Source organism: Phenylobacterium sp. (assembly GCF_004297125.1).
Classification (GTDB): domain Bacteria; phylum Pseudomonadota; class Alphaproteobacteria; order Caulobacterales; family Caulobacteraceae; genus Phenylobacterium.
Genome location: NZ_SCVD01000020.1, coordinates 387,187 through 409,361, shown reverse-complemented (window position 1 = coordinate 409,361; position 22,175 = coordinate 387,187). Strand labels below are relative to the sequence as shown.

Here is a 22,175-nt window from a genome sequence, read left to right as displayed (position 1 = left end):
CGTCGGGAGATCGCGAGGGCGCCGGGTCACGACTAAGGCGCGCGTTCGCGGGGTCCGCCCAACCCACGCCGAAGGACCGGCCGCCGCCGGCTCACTGCAACCGCGCATGGCGCGGACCTTGCATCGCGCGCCGGAGCGAGGAACATGGGTATCATGACGGTCATCCAGCCATCGTCGGCCTTTGCGGGGCGAGAGCCCAGAGCGCCTCAGCTGCTTGCGCAGCACTACGATGAACTGCGCCGTATCGCGCGCCGGATCATCTGCACCGACGCGCAGCGTCACGCCCTGCAGGCCACAGAGCTCGTGAACGAGACGATACTTCGCCTGATCCGCTCGGGACTCGAGAGCGTCGATCAACGCGAGCACCTGCTGGCGCTCGCCTCCCGAACCATGCGCCGGGTGCTCATCGACGAAGCGCGCCGCGCGCTCGCCGCCAAGCGTCGCCAGCCCGCCCTCCTGACGCGGTGGCCCGGTGGGCCGGCCACAGGCGTGAATGTCGAGGCGCTCGACGACGCCATTGCGGCGCTGGAGCGCTTCTCGCCCGAGCACAGCCGGATCGTTGAATTGCGCTTCGGCCTGGGCCTCAGCGTCGAGGAAACGGCCCGAACCACCGGCATCGCCGAGCGCACGGTGAAGCGCCGCTGGCAGGCGGCGCGAACCTGGCTGCACAACTACCTCACGCAGGATGAACTCTCCGCGGTCGGCTGAGGTCGAGCGGCGGGCGCTCGCGCTGTTCGAGCGCCTCAGCGCCCGCCCGAAGTCACGAGACCGTCTTCTCAAGGCGGAGACTCCCGACATCGTGGCCCGCGTCGAGGCCCTCGAACGGAGCGCCGCGGCGGCGCGGGCCATGTTGCCGACGGACGCCGGGCTCAGCGCGCCGATCGAACCGCCGGACCGAGTTGGGCCGTTCCGGTTGATCCGTCAGATCGGCAGCGGCGGCATGGGTAGCGTCTGGCTCGCGGAGCGTGACGACGGGCTCTACGAGCAGCGTGTCGCGGTGAAGTTCCTCCACGCCGAGCTGGGTGCGCTCGCGGCGGAGCGGTTCGCGGTCGAACGGCGTCTACTCGCGAAGCTTGAAGCGCCCTCCATCGCACGCGTCATCGACGGCGGCCTGACGGCCGACGGCCTGGCCTATGTGATCATGGAGTATGTCGACGGCGAGACGATCGACGTCGCGTCGGCAGATCATCCGGCTCGGGGCCGTGTGGGCCTGTTCAGGGACGCCGCGGAGGCCGTGCAGTTCGCGCACAGCCGGCTGATCGTCCATGGCGATCTCAAGCCGTCGAACATCATGGTGGATCGCGACGGTCGCGTCCGGCTGCTGGACTTCGGCCTCGCGCGCCTCACGGACACGGACGACGACGGCCACTCCGCGGCGCATGGGCCAATGACCCATGGCTTCGCCAGTCCGCAGCGTGCGGCCGGGGCCGCGGCCAGCATCGCCGATGATGTCTTCGCCCTCGGCGTGGTGCTCGGGCAACTGATCGGCGGCATGGGCGAGCCCGACCTCGCTGCGATCGCGAACAAGGCCGCCTCGCCGGCGGAGGACGACCGCTACAGCAGCGTCGCGGCGCTGATCGCCGACATCGACCGCTGGCGCGAGCGGCTGCCGGTGCGCGCGCGGCCCGCCTCGTTCGCTTACCGCGCTCGCCTCTTCGTTCGACGCCACCGGGTGGGCGTGGCCATGACGGCGGCGGCCATGCTCGTGCTGGCGTGTTCCGCGGGCGTCGCGACCGCGAACTACGTGGCGGCGGAGCGGGCCCGCGCGCAGTCCGAGCGGCGGTTCAGCGAGGTGCGGGCCATCTCGCGCTACATGCTGTTCGACCTCTACGACCGGCTGGCGAACGCGCCCGGCACCGTGGAGGCTCGGGTCAACCTGGCCCAGACCGCGGGCCGCTACCTCGACCGCCTGAGCGCCTCGCCGGGCGCGCCCGTCGATCTGCGGCTCGAGATCGCCCAGGGGTATCGACGCCTGGCCCGGGTGCAGGGGATCACCAACATCGCCAACCTCGGTCAGCCGGCCGCGGCGGAGCGATCCCTGGATCGCGCCGAGGCGCTCGCGGCTGGCGTGCTGGCGGCGCAGCCGGGTTCGGCTGAGGCGCTGGAGCTCCGCGGGTGGATCGAAGTCGATCGCTGGACCCTGAAGCCCGACACCGCGGAATCCCGCGCGGCGACCGAGCGCGGCCGCAACTTCTTCCTGCAGGCCTTGAAGCAGGAACCGGGTCGCACGAGCGCCAGGCTGGGGTTGCTGGAGACGGAGAAGGACCGCGCTTACGACCTGACCTGGGGCGAGAACCGGCCCGCGGATGCGATCCCCGTATTGCAGGCCGCCCTCGCGGAGCTGCGCCGGCTGAAGCTGGAGACTGACGAGGCAAAGCTCGTCGAGGTCGGGATCCTGAACCGGCTTGGGGACGCAACCTATTACGCGAACCACATCCCGGAAGCTCTGGAACCCTACCGGGCGGCCGAAGCCATCGTCGACGAGCGGCTGCGGCGCGGCGAGAAGCTGGAATGGCTGGCGCGGAAGGGCGAGAGCGCCTGGAACGTCAGCGGCACGCTGAGCGACATGGCGCAAAAGCCCGCCGCGCTCGATAAGGCCCGGGAGGGAGAGGCGGTCATGCAGCGGGTGCTCTCCTACGGCCCTGACGCGCAGGCCGAGAAGCTGCTCCTCGTTCTCTATGGTCATGAAGCGACGCTGCTTGCGGACCTGCAGCGACCTGTCGAGGCCATCGCGCCGGCGCGACTCTCACTCGCTTTGCGGGAAGCCCGGGCGAGGCTCGCGCGCGGCGATCCGGCGCGCGAGCGGGACCTGGCCGTCGGGCTGGAGTTCACGTCGCGGGTCTTCGCCGAGGCCGGTCGACGGCGCGAAGCCTGCGCGATGGCCCGCCGGTCGACCGCGACCTGGGACGCCATCGCGGCGGCCGGACGCCTGGGCCAGAAGGACGCGGCCGACGCCCGCCGGAGGGCCGAGCAGGCCGAAGCCCGCTACTGCTGAGATTTTCCTGCGGTCGTGGTGGCCCGCAATTCCCTCGGTCTGCGCACTCCCCACTGACAGCAATGTCCAGGATCAGGAGTGGGGTAATGCGCAGATACTTGTTCGCCGCCAGCGCGGCGGTTCTGATGATCGGTGCGGCGGGCGCGGCCTACGCCGAACCCATCGTCGTCTTTGGACCTCAATCGACCGCTCGCGCCAACGCGCAGGCCCACCAAGGGCCGCACGTACACGGCGCGTCGATCGGGATCACCAACGGCGTCGTTGACCCGTTCTACACCGGCGTGAATCCGACCGACGGCGGCACGGCCTCGGCCGGGACCAACGGCGGAAACATCTACAGCGTGTACGCCTCCGCCTTCATACCCGGCGGTGCGGGCGACGTGGCCTTCTCGTCCAGCGCCTACGGGTCGGCGGACCTCACGACCGGGCAGCTCAAGGGAACCGTCGACAACAGCTACGTCAACAACTTCGGGAGCCCGCTGGGCTTCGTCAGCGACTACATCTTCGACACCGTCTACTTCAACAACACGTCTGGGAGCGCCATCGAGCTGGCCGTTTCCTATAGCGTGGACGGCTCGATCCTGCTCGGACCCGGCGCCGCCAACCAGGGCGGATCGGCGCAACTCTTCCTCGCCGGCTGCGGGGCCTGCGGCAACACATCCGGCCAGGGCGTCACGTTCGACGACGGCGCCGGCCTGTACAACAACCGCATGAGCTTCAACGAGGGCGGGGTCTATTCGTACGACAGCTCGCCCCAGTGGACCTTCTCGGCCAATGGGGTCGGCGGCACGCTGTCGGCGATCCTGTCCATTCCGGTGGGCATGACGACCATGGGCATCGGGGCCGACCTGCAGCTCGACTGCCGCGCCGGCACGGATTGCCTGTTCGGGCATACGGCCAGCCTCGGTTTCGGCCCCCTGGCCAGCGGCCTCAGCTACACTTCCGCATCGGGAACCTTCCTGACCGGCCTCGTCGGGCCGCCGACCGGCGGCGTCCCGGAACCGGGCACGTGGGCGCTGATGATCACCGGCTTTGGCAGTGTCGGCGCGATGATCCGGCGGCGTCGCCTCGCGGCGGCCTGACGGCTGCGACGGCGCCGTCCGGGGAAGGCCTCCCTGGACGGCGCCGGCGGCGTGCGCGCGCCACGCCGGCCCTAGAGCGCTATTCGCTTGGCCACCTGGCTGCGGCGGGCCTCGCTCTCCTGCTGGGCCTTTTCCATCGCCTCGGTCTCGGTGGCGTGCAGGAGGTGTTCGATCACGCGTTCCAGGTGGTCGCGCATGGCCTGGCGGGCCTCGGCGGGGTCGTGGGCCTTCAGGGCGTCCACCACCCGGCGGTGTTCGACGATGCGCGGTTCCAGGCCGCCGCCGCGGGCGCGGGTCAGGATGTTGCGGGCCAGCGGTGAGCGGTTGCGCAGCTCCCACAGGTTCTCGATCGTAGCCACGATGGCCCCGTTCCCGGTCGCCCGGGCGATCACCATGTGGAACTCCCTGTCGGCGTCCTCGGCCTTCAGCTCGTCCTCGTCGGACATCAGGCCCAGCAGGCGCTCCAGCTCGGCCAGCGCCTCGTCGTCGATGGTGGCGGCGGCCAGGGCGGCGGCCTCGCCCTCGAACAGGCGGCGCGCCTCGATCAGCTCGAACGCCCCGATCTCGAAGTCGTAGGCCGCGGCGGTGAGCGGCAGCTGGGCGCGGGTGACGTAGATGCCCAGGCCGTGGCGGGCCTCGATCATGCCCAGCATCTCGAGCGCGATCAGCGCCTCGCGCAGGGACGGGCGGCTGACCCCGAACTGCTCGGCCAGCTCGCGCTCGGTCGGCAGGCGTTCGCCCACATTGTATTTCCCCGCCTCGATCTCGGCGGCGATGGAGTCGGCGAGGCGACGGTAGAGCTTGCCGCTGACGGCCATGGGCGTCTGGGATTTCCTTGCTGCGCCGGGAGGCGGGCCTGTCGATATCATGAATTCGCCTCCCGTATCGAACGCGCCGGTCACCAGTCGTGCATGGTCCCGTCCTGCAGCCGCGCCACGGGCAGGTAGGCGCGGCGGTAGGGGAATTCCGCGGCAGCCGCCTCGTCGATGTCGACGCCCAGGCCCGGCGCCTCGCCGGGGTGCAGCAGGCCGCCCTCGAAGCTGTAGGCGTGGGGGAAGACCGCGTCGGTCTCGGCCGTGTGGCGCATGTACTCCTGGACGCCGAAGTTCGGGACCGACAGGTCGAAGTGCAGGGCCGCGGCCATCGAGACCGGCGACAGGTCGGTGGCGCCATGGCAGCCGGTGCGCACGCCGTAGAGGTCGGCCAGGCCGGCGATCCGGCGCAGGTGGGTGATGCCGCCGGCATGGGTGACCGTGGCGCGGATGTAGTCGACGAGCTGGTTCTCGATCAGGCCCTTGCAGTCCCAGATCGAGTTGAAGATCTCGCCCACGGCCAGGGGCGTGGTGGTGTGCTGGCGGATCAGGCGGAAGGCGTCCTGGTTCTCGGCCGGCGTCGGGTCCTCCATCCAGAACGGGCGGTAAGGCTCCAGGTCCTTGCCCAGGCGGCCCGCCTCGATGGGCTTCAGCCGGTGGTGGACGTCGTGCAGGAGGTGGATCTCCCAGCCCAGCGCCTCGCGGGCGCCGGCGAACAGCTCGGGCACGACACGCATGTAGGGCTCGCTGGCCCAGGTCGTTTCGGTGGGCAGATCGGCGTCGGCCGGCTCGTAGAACAGCTTGTCCTTGGAGACGCCATACGTGCCCTTGAACCCGGGCACGCCGGTCTGCAGCCGCACGGCCTTGTAGCCGGCCGCCTGGTAGTCCCGGGCCGCGGCGACGGTGTCCTCGATCGTCTCGCCGTTGGCGTGGCCGTAGACCATGACGCCCGCCCGGCTGGCGCCGCCCAGGAGCTGGTAGACCGGCAGGCCGGCGATCTTGCCCTTGATGTCCCACAGCGCCATGTCGACGGCGGCGATGGCGCTCATCGTCACCGGTCCGCGCCGCCAGTAGGCCCCCTTGTAGAGGTACTGCCAGATGTCCTCGACCTGGTGGGCGTCGCGGCCGATCAGGCAGGGGATGACGTGGTCGTCGAGGTAGCTCTTCACCGACAGCTCGCGGCCGTTCAGCGTCGCGTCGCCGACGCCGTGGACGCCGTCCGAGGTCTCGATCTTCAGGGTGACGAAGTTTCGCCCCGGGCAGGTGACGATCGTCCTGGCGGCGGTGATCTTGGGCATGGAGGCCTTTCGTACGCGGGTTCTGGGTAGGCCGGCACAGAAGGGTTGTCAACGATGTGGTCTGACCAATAGAAGGTTAGTGTTACGACCACTAGGAGCGAGTTCATGAAGCGCCGTCCCCTGCTCGCCCTGCTGGCCGCCGCGTCGGTCTCCTGCGCCACGGCCGCCCGTGCAGAGGACGGCTACGACCTCTGGCTCCGCTATCGGCCGGTGGAGGGCGCGGCGGCGGTGGGCGGGGTCACGGTGCTGGGCGAGAGCCCGACGCTGCAGGCCGCGCGCGCCGAGCTGGAACGGGGCCTGGCGGGCCTGCGGGGCGGAGCCGCTCCGTCGACCCGAGCGGCCCTGCTGGCCGGGACCGCGTCCCAGGCGCGGATCGCGGGGCTGAAGCTGCCGCTGCAGGCGGCCGGGCCCGAGGGCTATGTCATCCGCTCCATGCAGGTGGACGGCCGGCCGACGACGGTCATCGCCGCCAACTCGGACGTGGGGGTGCTGTATGGCGCGTTCCATTTCCTGCGGCTGGTCCAGACGCGCCAGCCGCTGGACAGGATCGAGGTCGCCTCCGCGCCCGCCGTGAAGCTGCGGCTGCTGAACCACTGGGACAACCTCGACCGCTCGGTGGAGCGCGGCTATGCGGGCCAGTCGATCTGGGACTGGTGGAAGCTGCCGGACTACAGGGACCCCCGCTACGTCGACTATGCCCGCGCCAACGCCTCGCTGGGGATCAACGGCACGGTCCTCAACAACGTCAACGCCAAGGCCGACAGCCTCACCGAGCCCTACCTGGAGAAGGCCGCCGCGGTGGCCGAGGTGCTGCGGCCGTATGGGATCAAGGTCTACCTGTCGGCCCGGTTTTCGGCGCCCAAGGAGATCGGCGGCCTGGCCACCGCCGACCCGCTGGACCCCGCCGTCCGCGCCTGGTGGAAGGCCAAGGCCGACGAGATCTACCGCGCCATCCCCGACTTCGGCGGCTTCCTGGTGAAGGCCAATTCCGAGGGCCAGCCGGGGCCGCAGGACTACGGCCGCACCCACGCGGACGGAGCCAACATGCTGGCCGAGGCGGTCGGGCCGCACGGCGGGGTCGTGATGTGGCGCGCCTTCGTCTATTCGCACGAGCAGCCCGAGGACCGGATCAAGCAGGCCTGGTCCGAGTTCGTCCCGCTGGACGGCAAGTTCGCGAAGAACGTCATCGTGCAGGTGAAGAACGGGCCGCTGGACTTCCAGCCGCGCGAGCCGTTCCACCCGCTGTTCGGGGCCATGCCGAAGACCCCGCTGATGGCGGAATTCCAGGTCACCAAGGAATACCTGGGCTTCGCCACCCACCTGGTCTTCCAGGGCCCGCTCTGGGAAGAGGCGCTGCAGGCCGACACCTGGCGGGCCGGCAAGGGGACGACCGTCGCCAAGGTCGTCGACGGCGAGGCCACGGGCCAGACGCTGACCGGCATGGCGGGGGTGGCCAACATCGGGGCCGACCGGAACTGGTCCGGCTCGCACTTCGACCAGGCCAACTGGTACGCCTTCGGCCGCCTGGCCTGGGACCCGAACCTGACCTCGAAGGCCATCGCCGAGGCGTGGGCGCGGATGACCTTCTCCAACGACCCGGCGTTCGTGAAGCCGGTCACGGAGATGATGCTGTCGTCGCGCGAGACGATGGTGAACTACATGACCCCGCTGGGCCTGCATCACATCATGGGCAACAGCCACCACTACGGGCCGGGCCCGTGGGTGGCGGGCGGGGAGCGCGCCGACTGGACCAGCGTCTACTATCACCGGGCCTCGCCCGACGGGATCGGCTTCGACCGCATGGCCAGCGGCAGCAACGCCGTGGCCCAGTATGCACCGGAAGCCGGCAAGGCCCTGGCGGCGGACGAACGCTACCTGCTGTGGTTCCACCGCGTGCCCTGGGACCGCAAGACCGCCTCCGGCCGCACCGTCTGGGACGAGCTGGTGGTGCGCTATTCCAGGGGCGTCGACGAGGTGAAGGCGATGCGCCGGAGCTGGGCGGCCATGGCGCCCTATGTCGATCCGGAACGCCACGCCCAGGTGGCGGCCTACCTGGCGATCCAGGAGAACGAGGCCCAGTGGTGGCGCGACGCCTGCATCGCCTATTTCCAGACCTTCTCGAAGCGCCCGCTGCCCGCGGGCTACGCCCCGCCGCCGCATCCGCTGGAGTGGTACGAAGCGCTCAGCTTCCCTTACGCGCCGGGCGGCTGACCCGACCGGGCGGGGGAGGGGCGAGGGGTTGCATCGCTCCAGCTTCGCTTTATTCGTCGGCGCCCGATGCTTTGCCGTCTCCTGTATGTCAGCCGCATCTCGCCGGAGGCGGGGTCCCGTATCGCCGGCACGATGGAGGACATCCTCGTGGTCTCGGCACGGCGAAACCGCGCCGACGCGATCACCGGCTTCCTGCTCGCCGACGGCGAGAGCTTCGTCCAGGTTCTGGAAGGCCCCGAGGCCCGGGTGATCGCCTGCTACGAGCGGATCGCGACCGACGGGCGCAACTGCGACGCCAGGCTGAGGTTGCTGACCCCGATCGACCACAGGCGTTTCCCCAGGTGGTCGATGTGCGGGCTGCGGCTCTCGGAAGCGGACGACACCCTCCTGAGTCCGTCTGACATCCGCTTCGATCTCGTCGACGCCGAAGCCGGCGCGTTGCTGCAGCACCTGGAAGGCATCGCCCTGCGCCATGCGAGCCAACTCGACGCCGCGCACGAGAGGATCGCCTCAGCGTCCTAGAGCGTTATTCGCTCCGATTGAATCGAAGCTGCGCTCCAGGTCTTTGCTTTGTCGCGCTTTCTGGCGGCGAACCGGTATCCACTTGGCCGGAAAGCGCTCTGGGACGCCGCCCAAACAAGACGGGCGGCGCGAGATGCGCCGCCCGAGGGTATGCCGTTCTCGAGGGGAGTGAGAAGGCAGGTTCAGAACTTGCCGCGGATGCCGATCAGGAAGGCGCGGCCGGGCTTGTAGTAGGTGAAGGCGGCGTTGGAATACTCGAACGTCTGGCGCTGGGCCTCGTCGGTCAGGTTGATCGCGTCGAAGGTGATCCGCGGCGAGGTGGGCAGGAAGCCCAGCTCGTAGCTGGCCGACAGGTCGAGCTGCCCGCGCGCGTCGGTCCGCAGCTGGGCCACCGGGACGCTGTTCTGGTTGGGGCCCGAGCTGATCTGCTTGTCGTTGTAGGTCCACGACAGCCGGATCGAGCCGGGGCCCTTCTCATAGTAGCCCGTGAGATTGTAGGTGTAGGGCGAGACGCCGATCGCCACCGCCGGCGCGCCGGCGCCCGAGGCGCTCTGGTAGATGCGCGTGTAGTTGGCCGTGAAGCCCAGGCCGTCCAGCACGAAGCTCAGCGGCTGCACCCAGGTGAGTTCGTACCCGCGGATGGTGAGCTTGCCGCCGGCGTTGACCTGCTGGCTGACCGTGACCGTGGCCGCCGTGGGCCCGCCGCGGTTGTTGATCGCCTGCTGCTGCAGGGCGGTCAGGGCGTCGAAGGGGATGCCGAGCTGACTGAAGGGGATGGTGGTGTTCCCCTGCACCGTGAAGCCCTGGATCTCCTTCTGGAAGCCGACCGCGCCGATGTAGCCTTCCTGGCCGGTGTACCATTCGACGCCGATGTCGAAGTTGTTGGAGGTGTAGGGTGTGAGGTTGGCGTTGCCCTGGCTGGCCTGCTGCGCCGACGGATCGCTGAAGGTCGTGCCGGGCAGCATGTCGCTGGGGTTGGGCCGGGTGAGGGTGCGCGAGGCCGCCAGGCGGAAGACCACGTCGGGCCTTACCTGCAGCGAGGCGTTGAACGACGGGAGGTAGGCGTCGTAGCGCGACTTCAGGGTCTGGAAGGTGGTGACGTTGTTGATCGTCAGCGGGCCGGTGATGGCCTGATCGGTGGACACGTAACGGACGCCGGCGTTGTAGCGCAGCTTGAAGTCATTGAACTCGGAGACGCCGCTGAACTCGGCGTACCCGCCCACGGTATCCTCCACGATGATGCCCGAGCGGGCCGAAGTGGCGGCCGCGGACGAGAACGGGGCGGAGTCGTTGAAGGTGTCGTAGTTGGTGGCCTGGGCGAACGACTTGAAATCGACGGTGATGAAGCCGTCGGGACCGGGGCGCAGGTAGGACGCCAGGGCCGACTGCGGGATGGCCGAGCCCGCCTGGCCGTTGCAGGCCGGCTGCGGCGCGGGCGCGGGCTGGAAGGTCCCGCCGCCGCCGCAGACCGCCTGTTGCCAGGCCAGGCTGTTGTCGAGGGCGATGATCGAGCGGCGCGCCTTGTCGTAGGCGGCGCCGACCTTGAGGCTGAGGGTGTCGGCATCCCCGAAGGTGGTGTCGAGGTGGGCGCCCTTGGTCTTGGTCACCCGGCGCTCGTTCTGGATGTTCATCCGTCCGCCGGCATAGGTCCAGCCGAGGTTCGGGTCGTTGAGGTCGGCGCTGGAGGTGATCGTGGGGAAGGCGCCGCCGGTGTTGTCGTAGGTGACGGTCAGGCCGCTGTTCAGCGGGGTGTTGATCAGCACCGTGGGGGCTTCCCGGAAGAAGGTGCTCTTGCTCATGTTGAGCTGGGCGTCGACCTTGATCCAGTCGTTCACCTGCCAGCTCGCGCCGGGGTTCACGTTGAAGAAGTCCACGTCCTCGTCGTAGGGCCGGTACTCCAGGAAGAACTGTGAATTGGCGAAGGTCCCGGAGGTGACGACGTTGTTGGAATCGACCTTCACGTTCAGCGGAACCATGAAGTTGGAATTCCGCACCGACCAGTTGACGTCCAGGCGCTGGAACTTGCGCTCGCTCTGGCCGAGCAGGGTGTCGAGGTAGAAGCTCAGGTTCTCGGACGGCCTGTACTCGATCGAGACCAGGGCGGAGTCGCGGTTGCGGTGGCCGGCGCTGTAGGACGGGCGGCCCAGGCGCGGCACCAGGCCGTCGCTGAGCTGCTGCAGCGTGGTCCCGGGATTGCGGCCGGTCAGGAAGGCGTTGTCGATCACCGTGCCGGCGGTCAGGCCGTTGCCGGCGTTCGCCGGGACCACGCCCGGGATGTTGAAGCCGTTGCCGCCGTTGGTGTTGCAGCCCGCGCAGGTGATGTTGGTGGCGTTGGTCCAGCCGATGGTCTCGAAGCCGCGGGTCTCGACCTTGTTGCGGGCGATGGCGACGCCGGCCAGGATCCCGATCTCGCCGATATTGGTGTCCCAGGTCTGGCTGGCGATCAGGGCCCCGCGCGGGCTCCACTTCTTGGAGTTCTCGTTGTAGGCGCCCTGAAGGGAGTAGTTGAGCTGGCGGCCAGGATTGTCGAACGGCCGGGCGCTGCGCATGTTGACGGTGCCGGAGACGCCGCCTTCCAGCATGCTGGCGACCGGCGTCTTGTTCACGTCCAGACGGCTGAACAGTTCCGTGGGGAACAGGTCCAGATCGACCTCACGGTTCTGGTTCTGCGAGTCGGTGCGGCCGGAGGAGGCGACGGCGATCTGGTTGCCGTTCAGCAGGACCTTGGTGAAGTTCGTGCCCAGACCGCGGATGGCGATGTTCAGGCCTTCGCCGGTGATCTCCCGGGTCAGCTGGACGCCGGGGATCCGGTTCAGCGATTCGGCGAGGTTGGTGTCCGGGAACTTGCCGATGTCCTCGGCGAAGATGGAGTCCTGGATGCTGGTGGAGTCGCGCTTGGCCAGGGTCGCTTCCTGCAGGCTGCGGCGGAAGCCCGTGACGACCACTTCGTCGACGGCGGCGCCCGCGGCCGGAGGGGGCGTTTGTGCTTGAGCCTGCGTGGCGAGGCAGGTCGCGAGGCAAGTCGCGCCAAGCAGCATGGCCTTGGTACGCGCAGACGTCTGCTTCGTGGAAGAATTCATAGTTCCCGTCCCCTTTGTGTGTGCCCCGCACACACTTGTTGTTATTTGCGCGCTAACGCTCCGACCGGTCTTTGACCGTGCCGTTTCTCGGAACAGCTCTCTGACCGCTACCTTGTTACGTAATGATAGCGGTCACATTGACATTGGTACTAGGTCAGTTCTTTGCTGTCAATACGGTCTGACCGCGTGGGTCGCGTAGGTCAGACCAATGGATTTTCTAGGACTTTTCCTGTCTGTCGCGCGCAGGCTTGAGAAGCGCGGCCGGGTAGGCGACAGCTAGGGCGCATTCAGGAGAAGCAGGGTTGGAGCCGAAACCGGCGCGTCGCCAGAGAAGCTCGCTGACGATCCACGACGTGGCGCGTTTCGCCGGCGTGTCGCCGATGACGGTGTCGCGCGTGATCAATGGCGAGAAGAACGTCCGCGATTCGACCCGCGAGGCGGTGAACGCCGCCATCAAGGAGCTGAACTACGCGCCCAACCCGGCGGCGCGCAGCCTGGCCGGCGCGGACCTGGTGCGGATCGGGCTGCTCTACTCCAACCCCAGCGCGGCCTATCTCAGCGAATTCCTCGTCGGGAGCCTGGACCAGTGCAGCCGCGGCAACATCCAGCTCATCGTCGAGAAGTGCGACGACGAGCGGGCCGAGACGGCCGCCACGCGCCTGGTGGCGGCGGGGGTCGACGGGATCATCCTGCCGCCGCCGCTCTGCGACAACGCCGCGGTGACCAAGGCGCTGGCCGACGCCGGCGTGCCGGCCGTCGCCGTCGCCACCGGCAAGCCGCCGGCCGACGTCTCGGCGGTGCGGATCGACGACTTCGCCGCCGCCCAGGCCATGACCCGCCACCTGATCGGCCTGGGCCACCGGCGGATCGGGTTCATCGTCGGCCACCCGAACCAGACCGCCAGCCGCCAGCGCCTGGAAGGCCATCTCGCCGCCCTGGCCGAGGCGAGCCTGCCGGCGCCCGGCGAACTGATCGTGCAGGGCTATTTCACCTATCGCTCCGGCTTCGAGGCCGCCGAGCAGCTGCTGGCGCTGGAGCCGGCGCCCACCGCGATCTTCGCCAGCAACGACGACATGGGCGCGGCCACGGTCTCGGTCGCCCATCGGCGCGGACTGGACGTGCCGGGCGACCTGACCGTCGTCGGCTTCGACGACAGTGCGCTCGCCACCACAGTCTGGCCCGAGCTCACCACCATCCGCCAGCCGATCGCCGAGATGTCGCGCCAGGCGGTGACCCTGCTGGCCGATGAGATCCGCAGCCGCCGGGCCGGAGAGAAGGCCCAGCATCCGCACGCGCTTCAGGATTTCACCCTGATCCGCCGCCAGTCCGACGGTCCCCCCGCCAAGGCCTAACGGCAGAACCCGTCCGGCGTCGCCGGGCCGAAGGCGAACGCCCTCACGGCTTGAACAGCGACAGCGGGACGGCCGCGGCCATGGCGCGATAGCCCGCCAGCGAGGGGTGCAGGTGGTCGCCGGAGTCGACGCTGGCCTTCATCCGGTCCGGCTGGGCTGGGTCGCGCATGACCGCGTCGAAGTCGATCACGGCGTCGAAGTTTCCCGGCGCGCGGATCCAGGCGTTCAGGGTCTGGCGGTCGGCCTCGTTGGCGGCCGTGGGCTTGTAGAACGAGCCGGCGAACGGGAGGATCGTGGCGCCGATGACCTTCAGGCCGCGCGCCCGGCCGCGGGCGACCATCTGGCGATAGGCGCCGAGCATGTCGGCGGTCAGCCGGGCATGCGCCTCGGGGGAGATCGGCGCGTCCTGGGTGGACGTGCCCAGGTCGTTCACGCCCTCCAGGATGATCACGTAGCGCACGCCGGTCTGGCCCAGGACGTCGCGCTCGAAGCGGGCCAGGGCGTTGGGGCCCAGGCTGTCGTTCAGCAGCCGGTTGCCGCCGATGCCCTGGTTGAGGACGCTCAAGTGGCGCGTCGCCGGGGCGGCCTGCAGCCGCTCGGCCAGGGCGTCGGGCCAGCGGTCGTTGCGGTCGGGGCCGACGCCGAAGCCGTCGGTGATGGAGTCGCCGAAGACAACGATCGCGGCGCTCTTGGGCGCGGCCGGCACGTCTATCCCGGAGACCTGGTACCAGCGCACCACCTTTTCTGCGCCGGGCAGGTCGGCGGCGGCCACGTGCTGGCCGTGGGCGTAGAAGGTGGTCGTGCGCGACCCGGGGTGGCCGGTCTGCACCGTCGGCGCCTCGGGCAGGTGGAAGCTGATCGCCACGCTTTCGAGCGGCTTCACCACAAAACCCACCGGATCGGAGACGTATTCTGCGCCCGCCGGTACGGTGACGCCCGGCTGTCCGTTGAAGGTCACGGCGTGGCCGCCGGGAGCGATCGCCGCTGAGCCGGGCGCGCTCGGCCGCGCCACGTGGACGGCCGAGAACCGCAGCGGGGCGGTCCCGAAGGCGTTGGAGAGCCGGATGCGGATCTGCGGGCCGCCGGCCGTCACCCGCATGATCTGGCGCACGGTGGCGTCCGTCAGCGCCCCAGCGGGCAGGGTGTTGCGCGGCTCGGGAACCTGCTGCGACGCGGCCCAGGCGCCGACCCAGGCCCGTTCGCGGGCGTCGGCCGGGGCCGTGAGGGCCAGGGCCAGCACGGCTGTCGCGGCCAGCCGGCCCAACGACGGAAAGATGAGCTTCAGCTTCACGTGGTTCCTCGCCTCGGTATGGCGGCTCTTCGGAGGCTGCCTTCGAAAGCTCACCTTGACAGGTTGGGCTTCGGATTGATAGCGCTACCAAAAATAGGGAGGTCTGACCATGGGCGGAGCCGCGACGCGGCCGACGGCCTTTCTGCCGGACGACTGGCAGACCGCGATTCTGGTCGGCCGTATCGAGACCGCCGCCGGTCCGACCCCGGTGGTTGGCCGCGAGGGCCGGCTGCTGGATGCCTCCCAGGCGGCGCCCACGGCAGCCGATCTCCTGAACCTGGACGTTACGACGATCGCCGGCCGCGACCTCGGGCCCATCGACGAGTTCGACTTCGCCGCCCAGCCGCTGCTGGCCCCCATCGACCTGCAGTGCGTGAAGGCGGCCGGCGTGACCTTCGCGGTCTCGGCGGTGGAGCGGGTGATCGAGGAGCGCGCCCGCGGCGACGCCGCCCGGGCCGAGGCGATCCGCGCCGACCTGCGCGACCGGGTCGGGTCCGATATCCGCTCGGTCGTCCCAGGCTCCGACGAGGCGGCGAAGCTCAAGGCGGCGCTGATCGCCGACGGCCTCTGGTCCCAGTACCTGGAGGTCGCCATCGGCCCCGACGCCGAGATCTTCACCAAGGCGCCGGTGCTGTCGTCCGTGGGCCATGGCGCGCAGGTGGGCATCCGCTCCGACTCCGCCTGGAACAATCCCGAGCCGGAGGTGGTGCTGGTGTGCGACCGCGCCGGGCGGGCCGTCGGCGCGACGCTGGGCAACGACGTGAACCTGCGCGACTTCGAGGGCCGCTCGGCGTTGCTGCTAGGCAAGGCCAAGGACAACAACGCCTCGTGCGCGCTGGGCCCCTTCATCCGGATGTTCGATGCGGTGTTCACTGTCGACGACGTGCGCAACGCCCGCGTCGACCTGGTCATCCAGGGCGCGGACAACTATCGGCTCGAGGGGCACAGCTCGATGGACCAGATCAGCCGCGACCCGCTGGAACTGGTGCGCCAGGCGCTCAGCGAGCACCAGTACCCGGACGGCTTCGCCCTCTTCCTGGGCACGCTGTTCGCTCCCACCCAGGACCGCGACGTGGCGGGACAGGGGTTCACCCACAAGGTCGGCGACGTGGTGCGGGTGTCGAGCCCGCGCCTGGGCGTGCTGGAGAACGAGGTGACGACCTCGAAGGCCGCCGCGCCCTGGAGCTTCGGGGTCGGCGACCTGATGCGAAACCTGGCCGGACGCGGCCTTCTCATGGCCCGGGCGGCGCAATGACCGACACCTTACCTCAGTACATCGGCGGCGAGCGCGTGCGCGCGGCGGCGGCCGAGGACAGCACCAATCCCTCCAACACCACCGACGTGGTGGCCCACGTGCCCCGCGGCGGCGAGGCCGAGGTCGACGCCGCGGTCGAGGCCGCGCAGGCCGCGTTCCCCTCCTGGTCCGACGCCTCGCCGGAGGTTCGCTCGGACCTGCTGGACAAGGTGGGCGACACCATCCTGGCCCGGCGTGAGGAGCTGGGCCGGCTGCTGTCCCGCGAGGAGGGCAAGACCCTGCCCGAGGGCATCGGCGAGACCGTGCGGGCGGGCCGGATCTTCAAGTATTTCGCCGGCGAGGCCCTGCGCCGCCACGGCCAGAACCTGGACTCGGTGCGCCCCGGCGTGGAGATCCAGACCTATCGCCAGGCGGTGGGCGTCTATGGCCTGATCACCCCCTGGAACTTCCCGATCGCGATTCCCGCCTGGAAGAGCGCGCCGGCGCTGGCGTTCGGAAACACCGTGGTGCTGAAGCCGGCCGGCCCGACGCCGGCCACCGCCGCCGCCCTGGCCGAGATCATCTGGGAATGCGGCGCGCCCAAGGGCGTCTTCAACATGATCTTCGGCCCCGGCGCGATGGGGGCCAAGCTGGTCGACCATCCGGGCGTGGACGGGATCTCGTTCACCGGGTCGCAAGCGGTGGGGACCGGCGTCGCCGAGGCGGCGGTCAAGCGGCAGGCGCGCGTGCAGCTCGAGATGGGCGGCAAGAACCCGCTGGTGGTGCTGGACGACGCCGACCTGGACCGGGCGGTGATGGTGGCCCTGGACGGCTCGTTCTTCGCCACCGGACAGCGCTGCACGGCCTCCAGCCGGATCATCGTCACCGACGCCATCCACGACCGCTTCGTCGCCGCCCTGGCCGAGAAGGTCGCGGGCTTAAGGGTGGGCGACGCGCTGAACCCCCAGACCCAGATGGGCCCGGCGGTCAGCGAGGCGCAGATGGAGACCAGCTACCGCTACATCGACATCGCCAGGTCCGAGGGCGGGCGCATCGTCACCGGCGGCGAGCGGCTGAAGCTGGACACGCCCGGCTGGTACGTCCAGCCGACGCTGATCGCCGACACCGACCCGGACATGCGGATCAACAACGAGGAGGTGTTCGGGCCCGTCGCCTCCACCGTGCGGGTCAAGACCTACGAGGAGGCGCTGGCGGTGGCCAACGACGGCGACTTCGGCCTCTCGGCCGGCATCGTCACGACCTCCCTGAAACACGCCCGCGACTTCCAGCGGCGGGTGAAGGCCGGGATGGTGATGGTCAACCTGGCCACCGCCGGCGTCGACTATCACGTGCCGTTCGGCGGCTCGCGGAAGTCCAGCTACGGGGCCCGCGAGCAGGGCTTCGCGGCGGTCGAGTTCTACACCCAGACCAAGACGGCCTACTCATGGGCCTGACGGTGAATGTGGCCGCCCAGCCCAAGGGGGCGATCTATCCCAGCCTGGAGGGCAAGCGCGTCGTCGTGACCGGCGGCGGCTCGGGCATCGGCGCGGGCCTGGTCGAGGCCTTCGTCGGCCAGGGGGCCGAGGTGCATTTCCTCGACGTGCTGGAAACCGAGTCCAGGGCCCTCGCCGACAGCTTGGGCCAGGCGACGATCCCGCCGCGCTTCCACGCCGTCGACCTGCGCGACCCCGCCGCGATCGCCGCCTTCTTCCGGTCGATCGGGCCGGTGGACGTGCTGGTCAACAACGCCGGCAACGACGACCGCCATACCCTGGCCGAGGTCACGCCCGCCTATTTCGACGACCGGATCGCGGTGAACCTGCGCCACATGCTGTTCTGCGCCCAGGCGGTGGTCGAGGGCATGAAGGCCGCCGGCGGCGGCGCGATCATCAACTTCGGTTCGATCTCCTGGCACCTGGGGCTGCCGGACCTGGTGCTCTACGAGACCGCCAAGGCCGGGATCGAGGGCATGACCCGCGGGCTGGCCCGCGAGCTGGGCGGGTTCGGCATCCGGGTCACCTGCATCACCCCCGGCAACGTCCGCACCCCGCGCCAGATGAAGTGGTACACGCCCGAGGGCGAGGCCGAGATCGTGGCGCAGCAGTGCCTCAAGGGGCGGATAGAGCCCCGCGACGTGGCGGCGCTGGTGCTGTTCCTGGCGTCGGACGACGCGCGGTTCTGCACCGGTCACGAGTACTGGATCGACGCGGGCTGGCGATGAACGCGGCCGCGCCCGAGTGCGTCCTCAAGTCTGCCTGCGAGCTGGGCGAGGGGCCCGTCTGGCGCGCCGCCGACAAGTCGGTGTGGTTCGTCGACATCAAGGGCCTGCGCATCCATCGCTACGAGGTCGAGACCGGCGCCGCCTTCAGCTGGGCCGCTCCGGCCCAGCCCGGCTTCATCGCGCCGACCGCAGAGGGCGGCTGGATCGCGGGCCTGAAGACCGGCCTGCACCGCTTTGACCCCAGGAGCGGTCGGTTCGACCTGATGACCGCGGTGGAGGACGCGAGCCTCGGCAACCGCCTGAACGACGGCTTCGTGGACGCCAGCGGCCGGCTCTGGTTCGGCTCGATGCATGACGCGGAGACGGCGCTCTCGGGCGCGCTCTATCGCCTGGACGAGCGCGGCCCGCGCCGCATGGACGACGGCTATTGCATCACCAACGGCCCGGCGGTCAGCCCCGACGGGCGCACGCTCTATCACACCGATACGCTGAAGAAGGTGCTGTACGCCTTTGACCTGACCCCCGACGGCGGCCTGTCGAACAAGCGTGTGTTCGCGGCGATCGAGGACGGCGCGGGCTATCCCGACGGCCCGGCGGTGGATGCCGAGGGCTGCGTCTGGACGGCGCTCTTCGCCGGCTGGGGCGCGCGGCGCTATTCGCCGAAGGGCGAACGGATCGGGTTCGTCAGGTTCCCGGTCGCCAACGTCACCAAGCTGGCCTTCGCCGGGCCGGACCTGAAGACCGTCTACGCCACCACGGCGTGGAAGGGCCTGTCGCGGGCCGAGCGCGAAGCCCAGCCCCTGGCCGGCGCCCTGTTCCGGTTCTCCGTCGACACGCCGGGCCTGCCGCAGCACGATGCCCGACATGCCTGACCGCACGCCCGCGCGCCCGTTCCGTTCGCGCGACTGGTTCGCCGATCCCGCCCGCTCGGACATGACCGCGCTCTACCTCGAGCGGTTCATGAACTACGGGATCACGCCGGCGGAGCTGCAGGCGGGCCGGCCGATCATCGGCATCGCCCAGACGGGCAGCGACCTTTCCCCCTGCAACCGCATCCATGTGGAGTTGGCGAAGCGGGTTCGGGACGGCATCCGCGACGCGGGCGGCGTCCCGATGGAGTTCCCGGTCCATCCGATCTTCGAGAACTGCCGCCGGCCGACCGCGGCGCTGGACCGCAACCTGGCCTACCTGGGCCTGGTCGAGACCCTCTACGGCTATCCCATCGACGCGGTGGTGCTGACCACGGGCTGCGACAAGACCACGCCCAGCGGGATCATGGCGGCCTCGACCGTCGACATCCCGGCCATCGTCCTGTCGGGCGGGCCGATGCTCGATGGCTGGCACGAGGGCGAGCTGGTCGGCTCCGGCACGGTGATCTGGCGCAGCCGCCGCAAGCTGGCGGCCGGCGAGATCGACGAGGCCGAGTTCCTGGCGCGGGCGACGGCCTCGGCCCCGTCAGCCGGCCACTGCAATACGATGGGCACGGCCTCGACCATGAACGCCGTGGCCGAGGCGCTGGGCCTGTCGCTGCCCGGCTGCGCGGCGATCCCGGCGCCCTATCGCGAACGGGGCCAGATGGCCTACGAGACCGGGCGGCGGATCGTGGAGATGGCCTACGAGGACCTGCGGCCGTCGAAGATCCTGGACCGTGCGGCCTTCCTCAACGCCATCAAGACGGTCAGCGCCATCGGCGGCTCGTCCAACGCCCAGCCGCACATCGTGGCCATGGCCCGCCACGCCGGCGTCGAACTGGCCCCCGACGACTGGAGCGTCCACGGCCTGGACGTGCCCTTGCTGGTCAACATGCAGCCCGCCGGGAAATACCTGGGCGAGCGGTTTCACCGGGCCGGCGGCGTGCCGGCCGTGCTGTGTGAGCTTCTGGCGGCGGGACAGATCGAGGGCGGCTGCCTGACGGTGACCGGCCGCACGATCGCGGAGAACGTGGCCGGCCGCAGCTCCACCGACCCCGAGGTAATCCTGCCCTACGACCAGCCGCTTCGCGAACGCGCCGGCTTCGTGGTCCTGAAGGGCAACCTCTTCGACTTCGCGATCATGAAGACCTCGGTGATCTCCGAAGAGTTCCGGGCCCGCTATCTCAGCGAGGCGGGGCGCGAAGGGGTGTTCGAGGCCAAGGCGGTGGTCTTCGACGGCTCCGACGACTACCACAACCGGATCAACGACCCGGCGCTGGGCGTGGATGAGCGCTCGATCCTGGTGATCCGCGGCTCCGGACCGATCGGCTGGCCGGGCTCGGCCGAGGTGGTGAACATGCAGCCGCCGGATGCGCTGATCCAGCGGGGGATCACCAGCCTGCCGACCCTGGGCGACGGGCGTCAGTCGGGCACCTCGGACAGCCCGTCGATTCTCAACGCCTCGCCGGAGAGCGCGGCGGGGGGGGGCCTGGCCTGGCTGCGGACGGGGGACACGATCCGGATCGACCTGAACGCCGGCCGCTGCGACGCCCTGGTCGATGAGGCCGAGATCGCCCGCCGCCGGTCCGCAGGCCCGCCGCCGGTCCCGGAAAGCCACACGCCGTGGGAAGAGCTCTATCGCGAGAAGACCGGCCAACTGGTGGACGGGGCGGTGCTGGAGATGGCGGTGAAATATCGCGGCGTCGCGGCGAAGACCCCGCGCCACAACCACTGATCCGTCTGGCGGATCAGCCGCGGTAGGCGAGAACCTGGGCGGCCGACCCGCGGCGCACCCACCACTCCACGCCCCAGGCCAGCGCCGCGACGGTTCCGACCTGAAGGGCGACGGACAGGGGCTCGAAGGGCTGCGGCGCGGACTGGGTCAGGAGGACGGGCTTTGCCAGCAGGGCGAGGCCGAGGTTGTTGGCCAGGTGCGCCCCGGCCGCGAACTCCACGCCGTCCAGCCGCAGGACGATCCAGGCCCAGCCGATGCCGAGGGCCAGGCGCGTGACGAGGCCGCCCACGCTGGGGTCGCCGTGGGCCAGGGAAAAGGCGACGGCGTTGATCGCGACGATCACCGCGACGCTGCGGGTGAAGGCGCGCGCCTGTTGCAGCAGCCAGCCCCGGAACAGCACCTCCTCCGCCAGGGCGGCGAGCCAGAGGAATCCCGCGGCGGCGGCGACGTAGATCAGCCGATCCCCTACGGACGCGCCGGGCGTCGCCACCGGCGCGGGATCGGTGGGAGGGTGGACGACGCCGTCCAGCCAGATCTCGGCCGCCACCACCGGCAGGAAGATGAGCAGGCCGGCGAGGGCCTGCCGCCAGCGGAAGCGCGGCGCCACGGTGAGGAAGGTTCGCATCGGCCGTCCTGCCCGTCGTGCGGCGACGGCGATGAAGGCGCCGGCCGCCGAGATCGAGGCGCCGCCGACCATCGCGAGTTCATAGGTGTAGCTCAGCAACGACCGATCGGGGCGGTCGGCCTCGGTCAGGAGATTGATCGAGGCCAGGAAGCCGGCGCCGGTCGTCGCCGACCAGAGCCCCGCGGCGATGAGATGCAGCAGCGTCGCAGCGGAAAGGGCGGCGAGGAGGCCGGCGGCGGCCCCAAGCGCCACGGTCACGCAAACCCGAACGAGGCCGCGCTCGGCGGGGCCGGCCTTGTCCAGAAATGGGAAAGCCAGGCGCTCGGCTGGATCGTCGGCCATTTTCCCTCAGCTACCCCGCCGCCTGGCGCCGCGCGCACGGCGGCTGTCGATGCGAAGGATGCCGCAGGCTTGGTGCAGGCTTTGTTACTAGAGCAGCTTCACGCCGAGATGCGCCACGATGACGGGCAGGAGCACGATGAACTCGATCAGGGCGACCGTGTAGAGCAGCGCCAGCACCGGACGGCCTTCGCGGAGATTGAACACCACGCCGGCGATCAGCGGCCCGGAGACCGGCCCGAGCAGGAAGAACGGCGCCAAACGTTTCCAGCGGATCATGGGCCGTCCCTATTCGATGCAACTGGCCGGACCCGATGCAACTTGCGCGCCGCCGCCAGGACGGCCGAAGTGGCGCGCAGGTGAGGGCGCCCGCTCCTGGGATCGAGCCAAGGTCAAACCATTGGACTTGACCATGATAGCGCTATCATCAAGTGTGCGTTCGGGCGTCGGCGGCCGAAGAGCCGCTG

17 protein-coding genes are annotated in these 22,175 nt (G+C 69.9%); 11 read left to right on the top strand and 6 right to left on the bottom strand.

Features of this window, described 5'->3' with window-relative positions:
• The first annotated feature begins 144 nt into the window (after positions 1-144).
• The 3 genes from EPO51_RS12795 (at position 145) to EPO51_RS12785 (ending at position 4,077) form a co-directional block, all read left to right on the top strand.
• Positions 145-708 carry an ECF-type sigma factor gene (locus EPO51_RS12795; protein ID WP_293351052.1) on the top strand — a complete coding sequence of 188 codons (564 nt, stop codon included), beginning with the start codon at positions 145-147 and terminating at the stop codon, positions 706-708.
• On the top strand, positions 686-2,995 hold the full coding sequence (locus EPO51_RS12790; RefSeq protein WP_293351050.1) for a serine/threonine-protein kinase: 2,310 nt from the start codon (positions 686-688) through the stop codon (positions 2,993-2,995). Before EPO51_RS12795 ends, EPO51_RS12790 begins: the two co-directional genes overlap by 23 nt.
• Positions 2,996-3,081: 86 nt before the next feature.
• Positions 3,082-4,077 (top strand): PEPxxWA-CTERM sorting domain-containing protein, encoded by a 996-nt coding sequence (locus tag EPO51_RS12785; RefSeq protein WP_293351048.1) that lies wholly within the window; start codon positions 3,082-3,084, stop codon positions 4,075-4,077.
• A 71-nt stretch (positions 4,078-4,148) separates the two neighbouring features.
• On the opposite strand, the gene EPO51_RS12780 is transcribed toward EPO51_RS12785, so the two are convergent.
• Entirely contained in the window at positions 4,149-4,895 is a 747-nt protein-coding gene (locus EPO51_RS12780) for a FadR/GntR family transcriptional regulator (protein ID WP_293351046.1), read from the bottom strand.
• Between the two features lie 80 nt (positions 4,896-4,975).
• A complete protein-coding gene (gene manD, locus EPO51_RS12775) occupies positions 4,976-6,187 on the bottom strand; it encodes a D-mannonate dehydratase ManD (RefSeq protein ID WP_293351044.1) in 1,212 nt (403 codons plus the stop codon).
• 105 nt (positions 6,188-6,292) lie between these two features.
• On the opposite strand from manD, the gene EPO51_RS12770 reads away from it, so the two are divergent.
• Both EPO51_RS12770 and EPO51_RS12765 read left to right on the top strand, forming a co-directional pair.
• Positions 6,293-8,398: an alpha-glucuronidase family glycosyl hydrolase gene (locus tag EPO51_RS12770; RefSeq protein ID WP_293351042.1), complete on the top strand. Its 2,106-nt coding sequence runs from the start codon at positions 6,293-6,295 to the stop codon at positions 8,396-8,398.
• Positions 8,399-8,464: 66 nt separating this feature from the next.
• Complete coding sequence (locus tag EPO51_RS12765) at positions 8,465-8,920, top strand: BLUF domain-containing protein (RefSeq protein ID WP_293351040.1); 456 nt, start codon at positions 8,465-8,467, stop codon at positions 8,918-8,920.
• A 182-nt stretch (positions 8,921-9,102) separates the two neighbouring features.
• Here the strand turns inward: EPO51_RS12765 and EPO51_RS12760 are convergent, their stop codons facing one another.
• Positions 9,103-12,000 carry a TonB-dependent receptor gene (locus tag EPO51_RS12760; RefSeq protein ID WP_293351038.1) on the bottom strand — a complete coding sequence of 966 codons (2,898 nt, stop codon included), beginning with the start codon at positions 11,998-12,000 and terminating at the stop codon, positions 9,103-9,105.
• Between the two features lie 302 nt (positions 12,001-12,302).
• On the opposite strand from EPO51_RS12760, the gene EPO51_RS12755 reads away from it, so the two are divergent.
• Positions 12,303-13,352: a LacI family DNA-binding transcriptional regulator gene (locus EPO51_RS12755; protein ID WP_293351036.1), complete on the top strand. Its 1,050-nt coding sequence runs from the start codon at positions 12,303-12,305 to the stop codon at positions 13,350-13,352.
• Between the two features lie 43 nt (positions 13,353-13,395).
• Here EPO51_RS12755 and EPO51_RS12750 read toward each other — a convergent pair whose 3' ends face one another.
• The gene (locus EPO51_RS12750) at positions 13,396-14,643 is read right to left on the bottom strand and encodes an SGNH/GDSL hydrolase family protein (protein WP_293351034.1); all 1,248 of its coding nucleotides are present in this window, start codon (positions 14,641-14,643) and stop codon (positions 13,396-13,398) included.
• A 109-nt stretch (positions 14,644-14,752) separates the two neighbouring features.
• Between EPO51_RS12750 and EPO51_RS12745 the strand changes: the two genes are divergently transcribed.
• Genes EPO51_RS12745 through EPO51_RS12725 form a run of 5 tightly spaced genes read left to right on the top strand, consistent with a single transcriptional unit; the run spans position 14,753 to position 20,744 of the window.
• The gene (locus EPO51_RS12745; RefSeq protein ID WP_293351032.1) at positions 14,753-15,898 is read left to right on the top strand and encodes a fumarylacetoacetate hydrolase family protein; all 1,146 of its coding nucleotides are present in this window, start codon (positions 14,753-14,755) and stop codon (positions 15,896-15,898) included.
• Positions 15,895-17,331: an aldehyde dehydrogenase family protein gene (locus EPO51_RS12740; RefSeq protein ID WP_293351030.1), complete on the top strand. Its 1,437-nt coding sequence runs from the start codon at positions 15,895-15,897 to the stop codon at positions 17,329-17,331. The genes EPO51_RS12745 and EPO51_RS12740 overlap by 4 nt, the downstream gene beginning before the upstream one ends.
• The gene (locus tag EPO51_RS12735) at positions 17,322-18,098 is read left to right on the top strand and encodes an SDR family NAD(P)-dependent oxidoreductase (protein WP_293351028.1); all 777 of its coding nucleotides are present in this window, start codon (positions 17,322-17,324) and stop codon (positions 18,096-18,098) included. Before EPO51_RS12740 ends, EPO51_RS12735 begins: the two co-directional genes overlap by 10 nt.
• Entirely contained in the window at positions 18,095-18,970 is an 876-nt protein-coding gene (locus EPO51_RS12730; protein ID WP_293351026.1) for an SMP-30/gluconolactonase/LRE family protein, read from the top strand. Before EPO51_RS12735 ends, EPO51_RS12730 begins: the two co-directional genes overlap by 4 nt.
• Positions 18,963-20,744, top strand: a complete 1,782-nt coding sequence (locus tag EPO51_RS12725; RefSeq protein ID WP_293351024.1) for an IlvD/Edd family dehydratase — start codon at positions 18,963-18,965, stop codon at positions 20,742-20,744. The genes EPO51_RS12730 and EPO51_RS12725 overlap by 8 nt, the downstream gene beginning before the upstream one ends.
• A 13-nt stretch (positions 20,745-20,757) precedes the next feature.
• Here EPO51_RS12725 and EPO51_RS12720 read toward each other — a convergent pair whose 3' ends face one another.
• Together EPO51_RS12720 and EPO51_RS12715 are read right to left on the bottom strand one after the other, a co-directional pair.
• The gene (locus tag EPO51_RS12720; protein WP_293351022.1) at positions 20,758-21,711 is read right to left on the bottom strand and encodes a CPBP family intramembrane glutamic endopeptidase; all 954 of its coding nucleotides are present in this window, start codon (positions 21,709-21,711) and stop codon (positions 20,758-20,760) included.
• A gap of 87 nt (positions 21,712-21,798) precedes the next feature.
• Positions 21,799-21,987, bottom strand: a complete 189-nt coding sequence (locus EPO51_RS12715) for a hypothetical protein (protein WP_293351019.1) — start codon at positions 21,985-21,987, stop codon at positions 21,799-21,801.
• Positions 21,988-22,175: the final 188 nt, after the last annotated feature.

What these genes read in the sequence shown, in the direction of transcription:
- EPO51_RS12745 (WP_293351032.1), top strand. Translation starts at nt 14,753, where the DNA reads ATGGGCGGAGCCGCGACGCGGCCGACGGCCTTTCTGCCGGACGACTGG.
- EPO51_RS12780 (WP_293351046.1), bottom strand. Translation starts at nt 4,895, where the DNA reads ATGGCCGTCAGCGGCAAGCTCTACCGTCGCCTCGCCGACTCCATCGCC.
- EPO51_RS12715 (WP_293351019.1), bottom strand. Translation starts at nt 21,987, where the DNA reads ATGATCCGCTGGAAACGTTTGGCGCCGTTCTTCCTGCTCGGGCCGGTC.
- EPO51_RS12795 (WP_293351052.1), top strand. Translation starts at nt 145, where the DNA reads ATGGGTATCATGACGGTCATCCAGCCATCGTCGGCCTTTGCGGGGCGA.
- EPO51_RS12730 (WP_293351026.1), top strand. Translation starts at nt 18,095, where the DNA reads ATGAACGCGGCCGCGCCCGAGTGCGTCCTCAAGTCTGCCTGCGAGCTG.
- EPO51_RS12735 (WP_293351028.1), top strand. Translation starts at nt 17,322, where the DNA reads ATGGGCCTGACGGTGAATGTGGCCGCCCAGCCCAAGGGGGCGATCTAT.
- EPO51_RS12785 (WP_293351048.1), top strand. Translation starts at nt 3,082, where the DNA reads ATGCGCAGATACTTGTTCGCCGCCAGCGCGGCGGTTCTGATGATCGGT.
- EPO51_RS12770 (WP_293351042.1), top strand. Translation starts at nt 6,293, where the DNA reads ATGAAGCGCCGTCCCCTGCTCGCCCTGCTGGCCGCCGCGTCGGTCTCC.
- EPO51_RS12725 (WP_293351024.1), top strand. Translation starts at nt 18,963, where the DNA reads ATGCCTGACCGCACGCCCGCGCGCCCGTTCCGTTCGCGCGACTGGTTC.
- EPO51_RS12740 (WP_293351030.1), top strand. Translation starts at nt 15,895, where the DNA reads ATGACCGACACCTTACCTCAGTACATCGGCGGCGAGCGCGTGCGCGCG.
- EPO51_RS12765 (WP_293351040.1), top strand. Translation starts at nt 8,465, where the DNA reads ATGCTTTGCCGTCTCCTGTATGTCAGCCGCATCTCGCCGGAGGCGGGG.
- EPO51_RS12720 (WP_293351022.1), bottom strand. Translation starts at nt 21,711, where the DNA reads ATGGCCGACGATCCAGCCGAGCGCCTGGCTTTCCCATTTCTGGACAAG.
- EPO51_RS12790 (WP_293351050.1), top strand. Translation starts at nt 686, where the DNA reads ATGAACTCTCCGCGGTCGGCTGAGGTCGAGCGGCGGGCGCTCGCGCTG.
- EPO51_RS12760 (WP_293351038.1), bottom strand. Translation starts at nt 12,000, where the DNA reads ATGAATTCTTCCACGAAGCAGACGTCTGCGCGTACCAAGGCCATGCTG.
- manD (WP_293351044.1), bottom strand. Translation starts at nt 6,187, where the DNA reads ATGCCCAAGATCACCGCCGCCAGGACGATCGTCACCTGCCCGGGGCGA.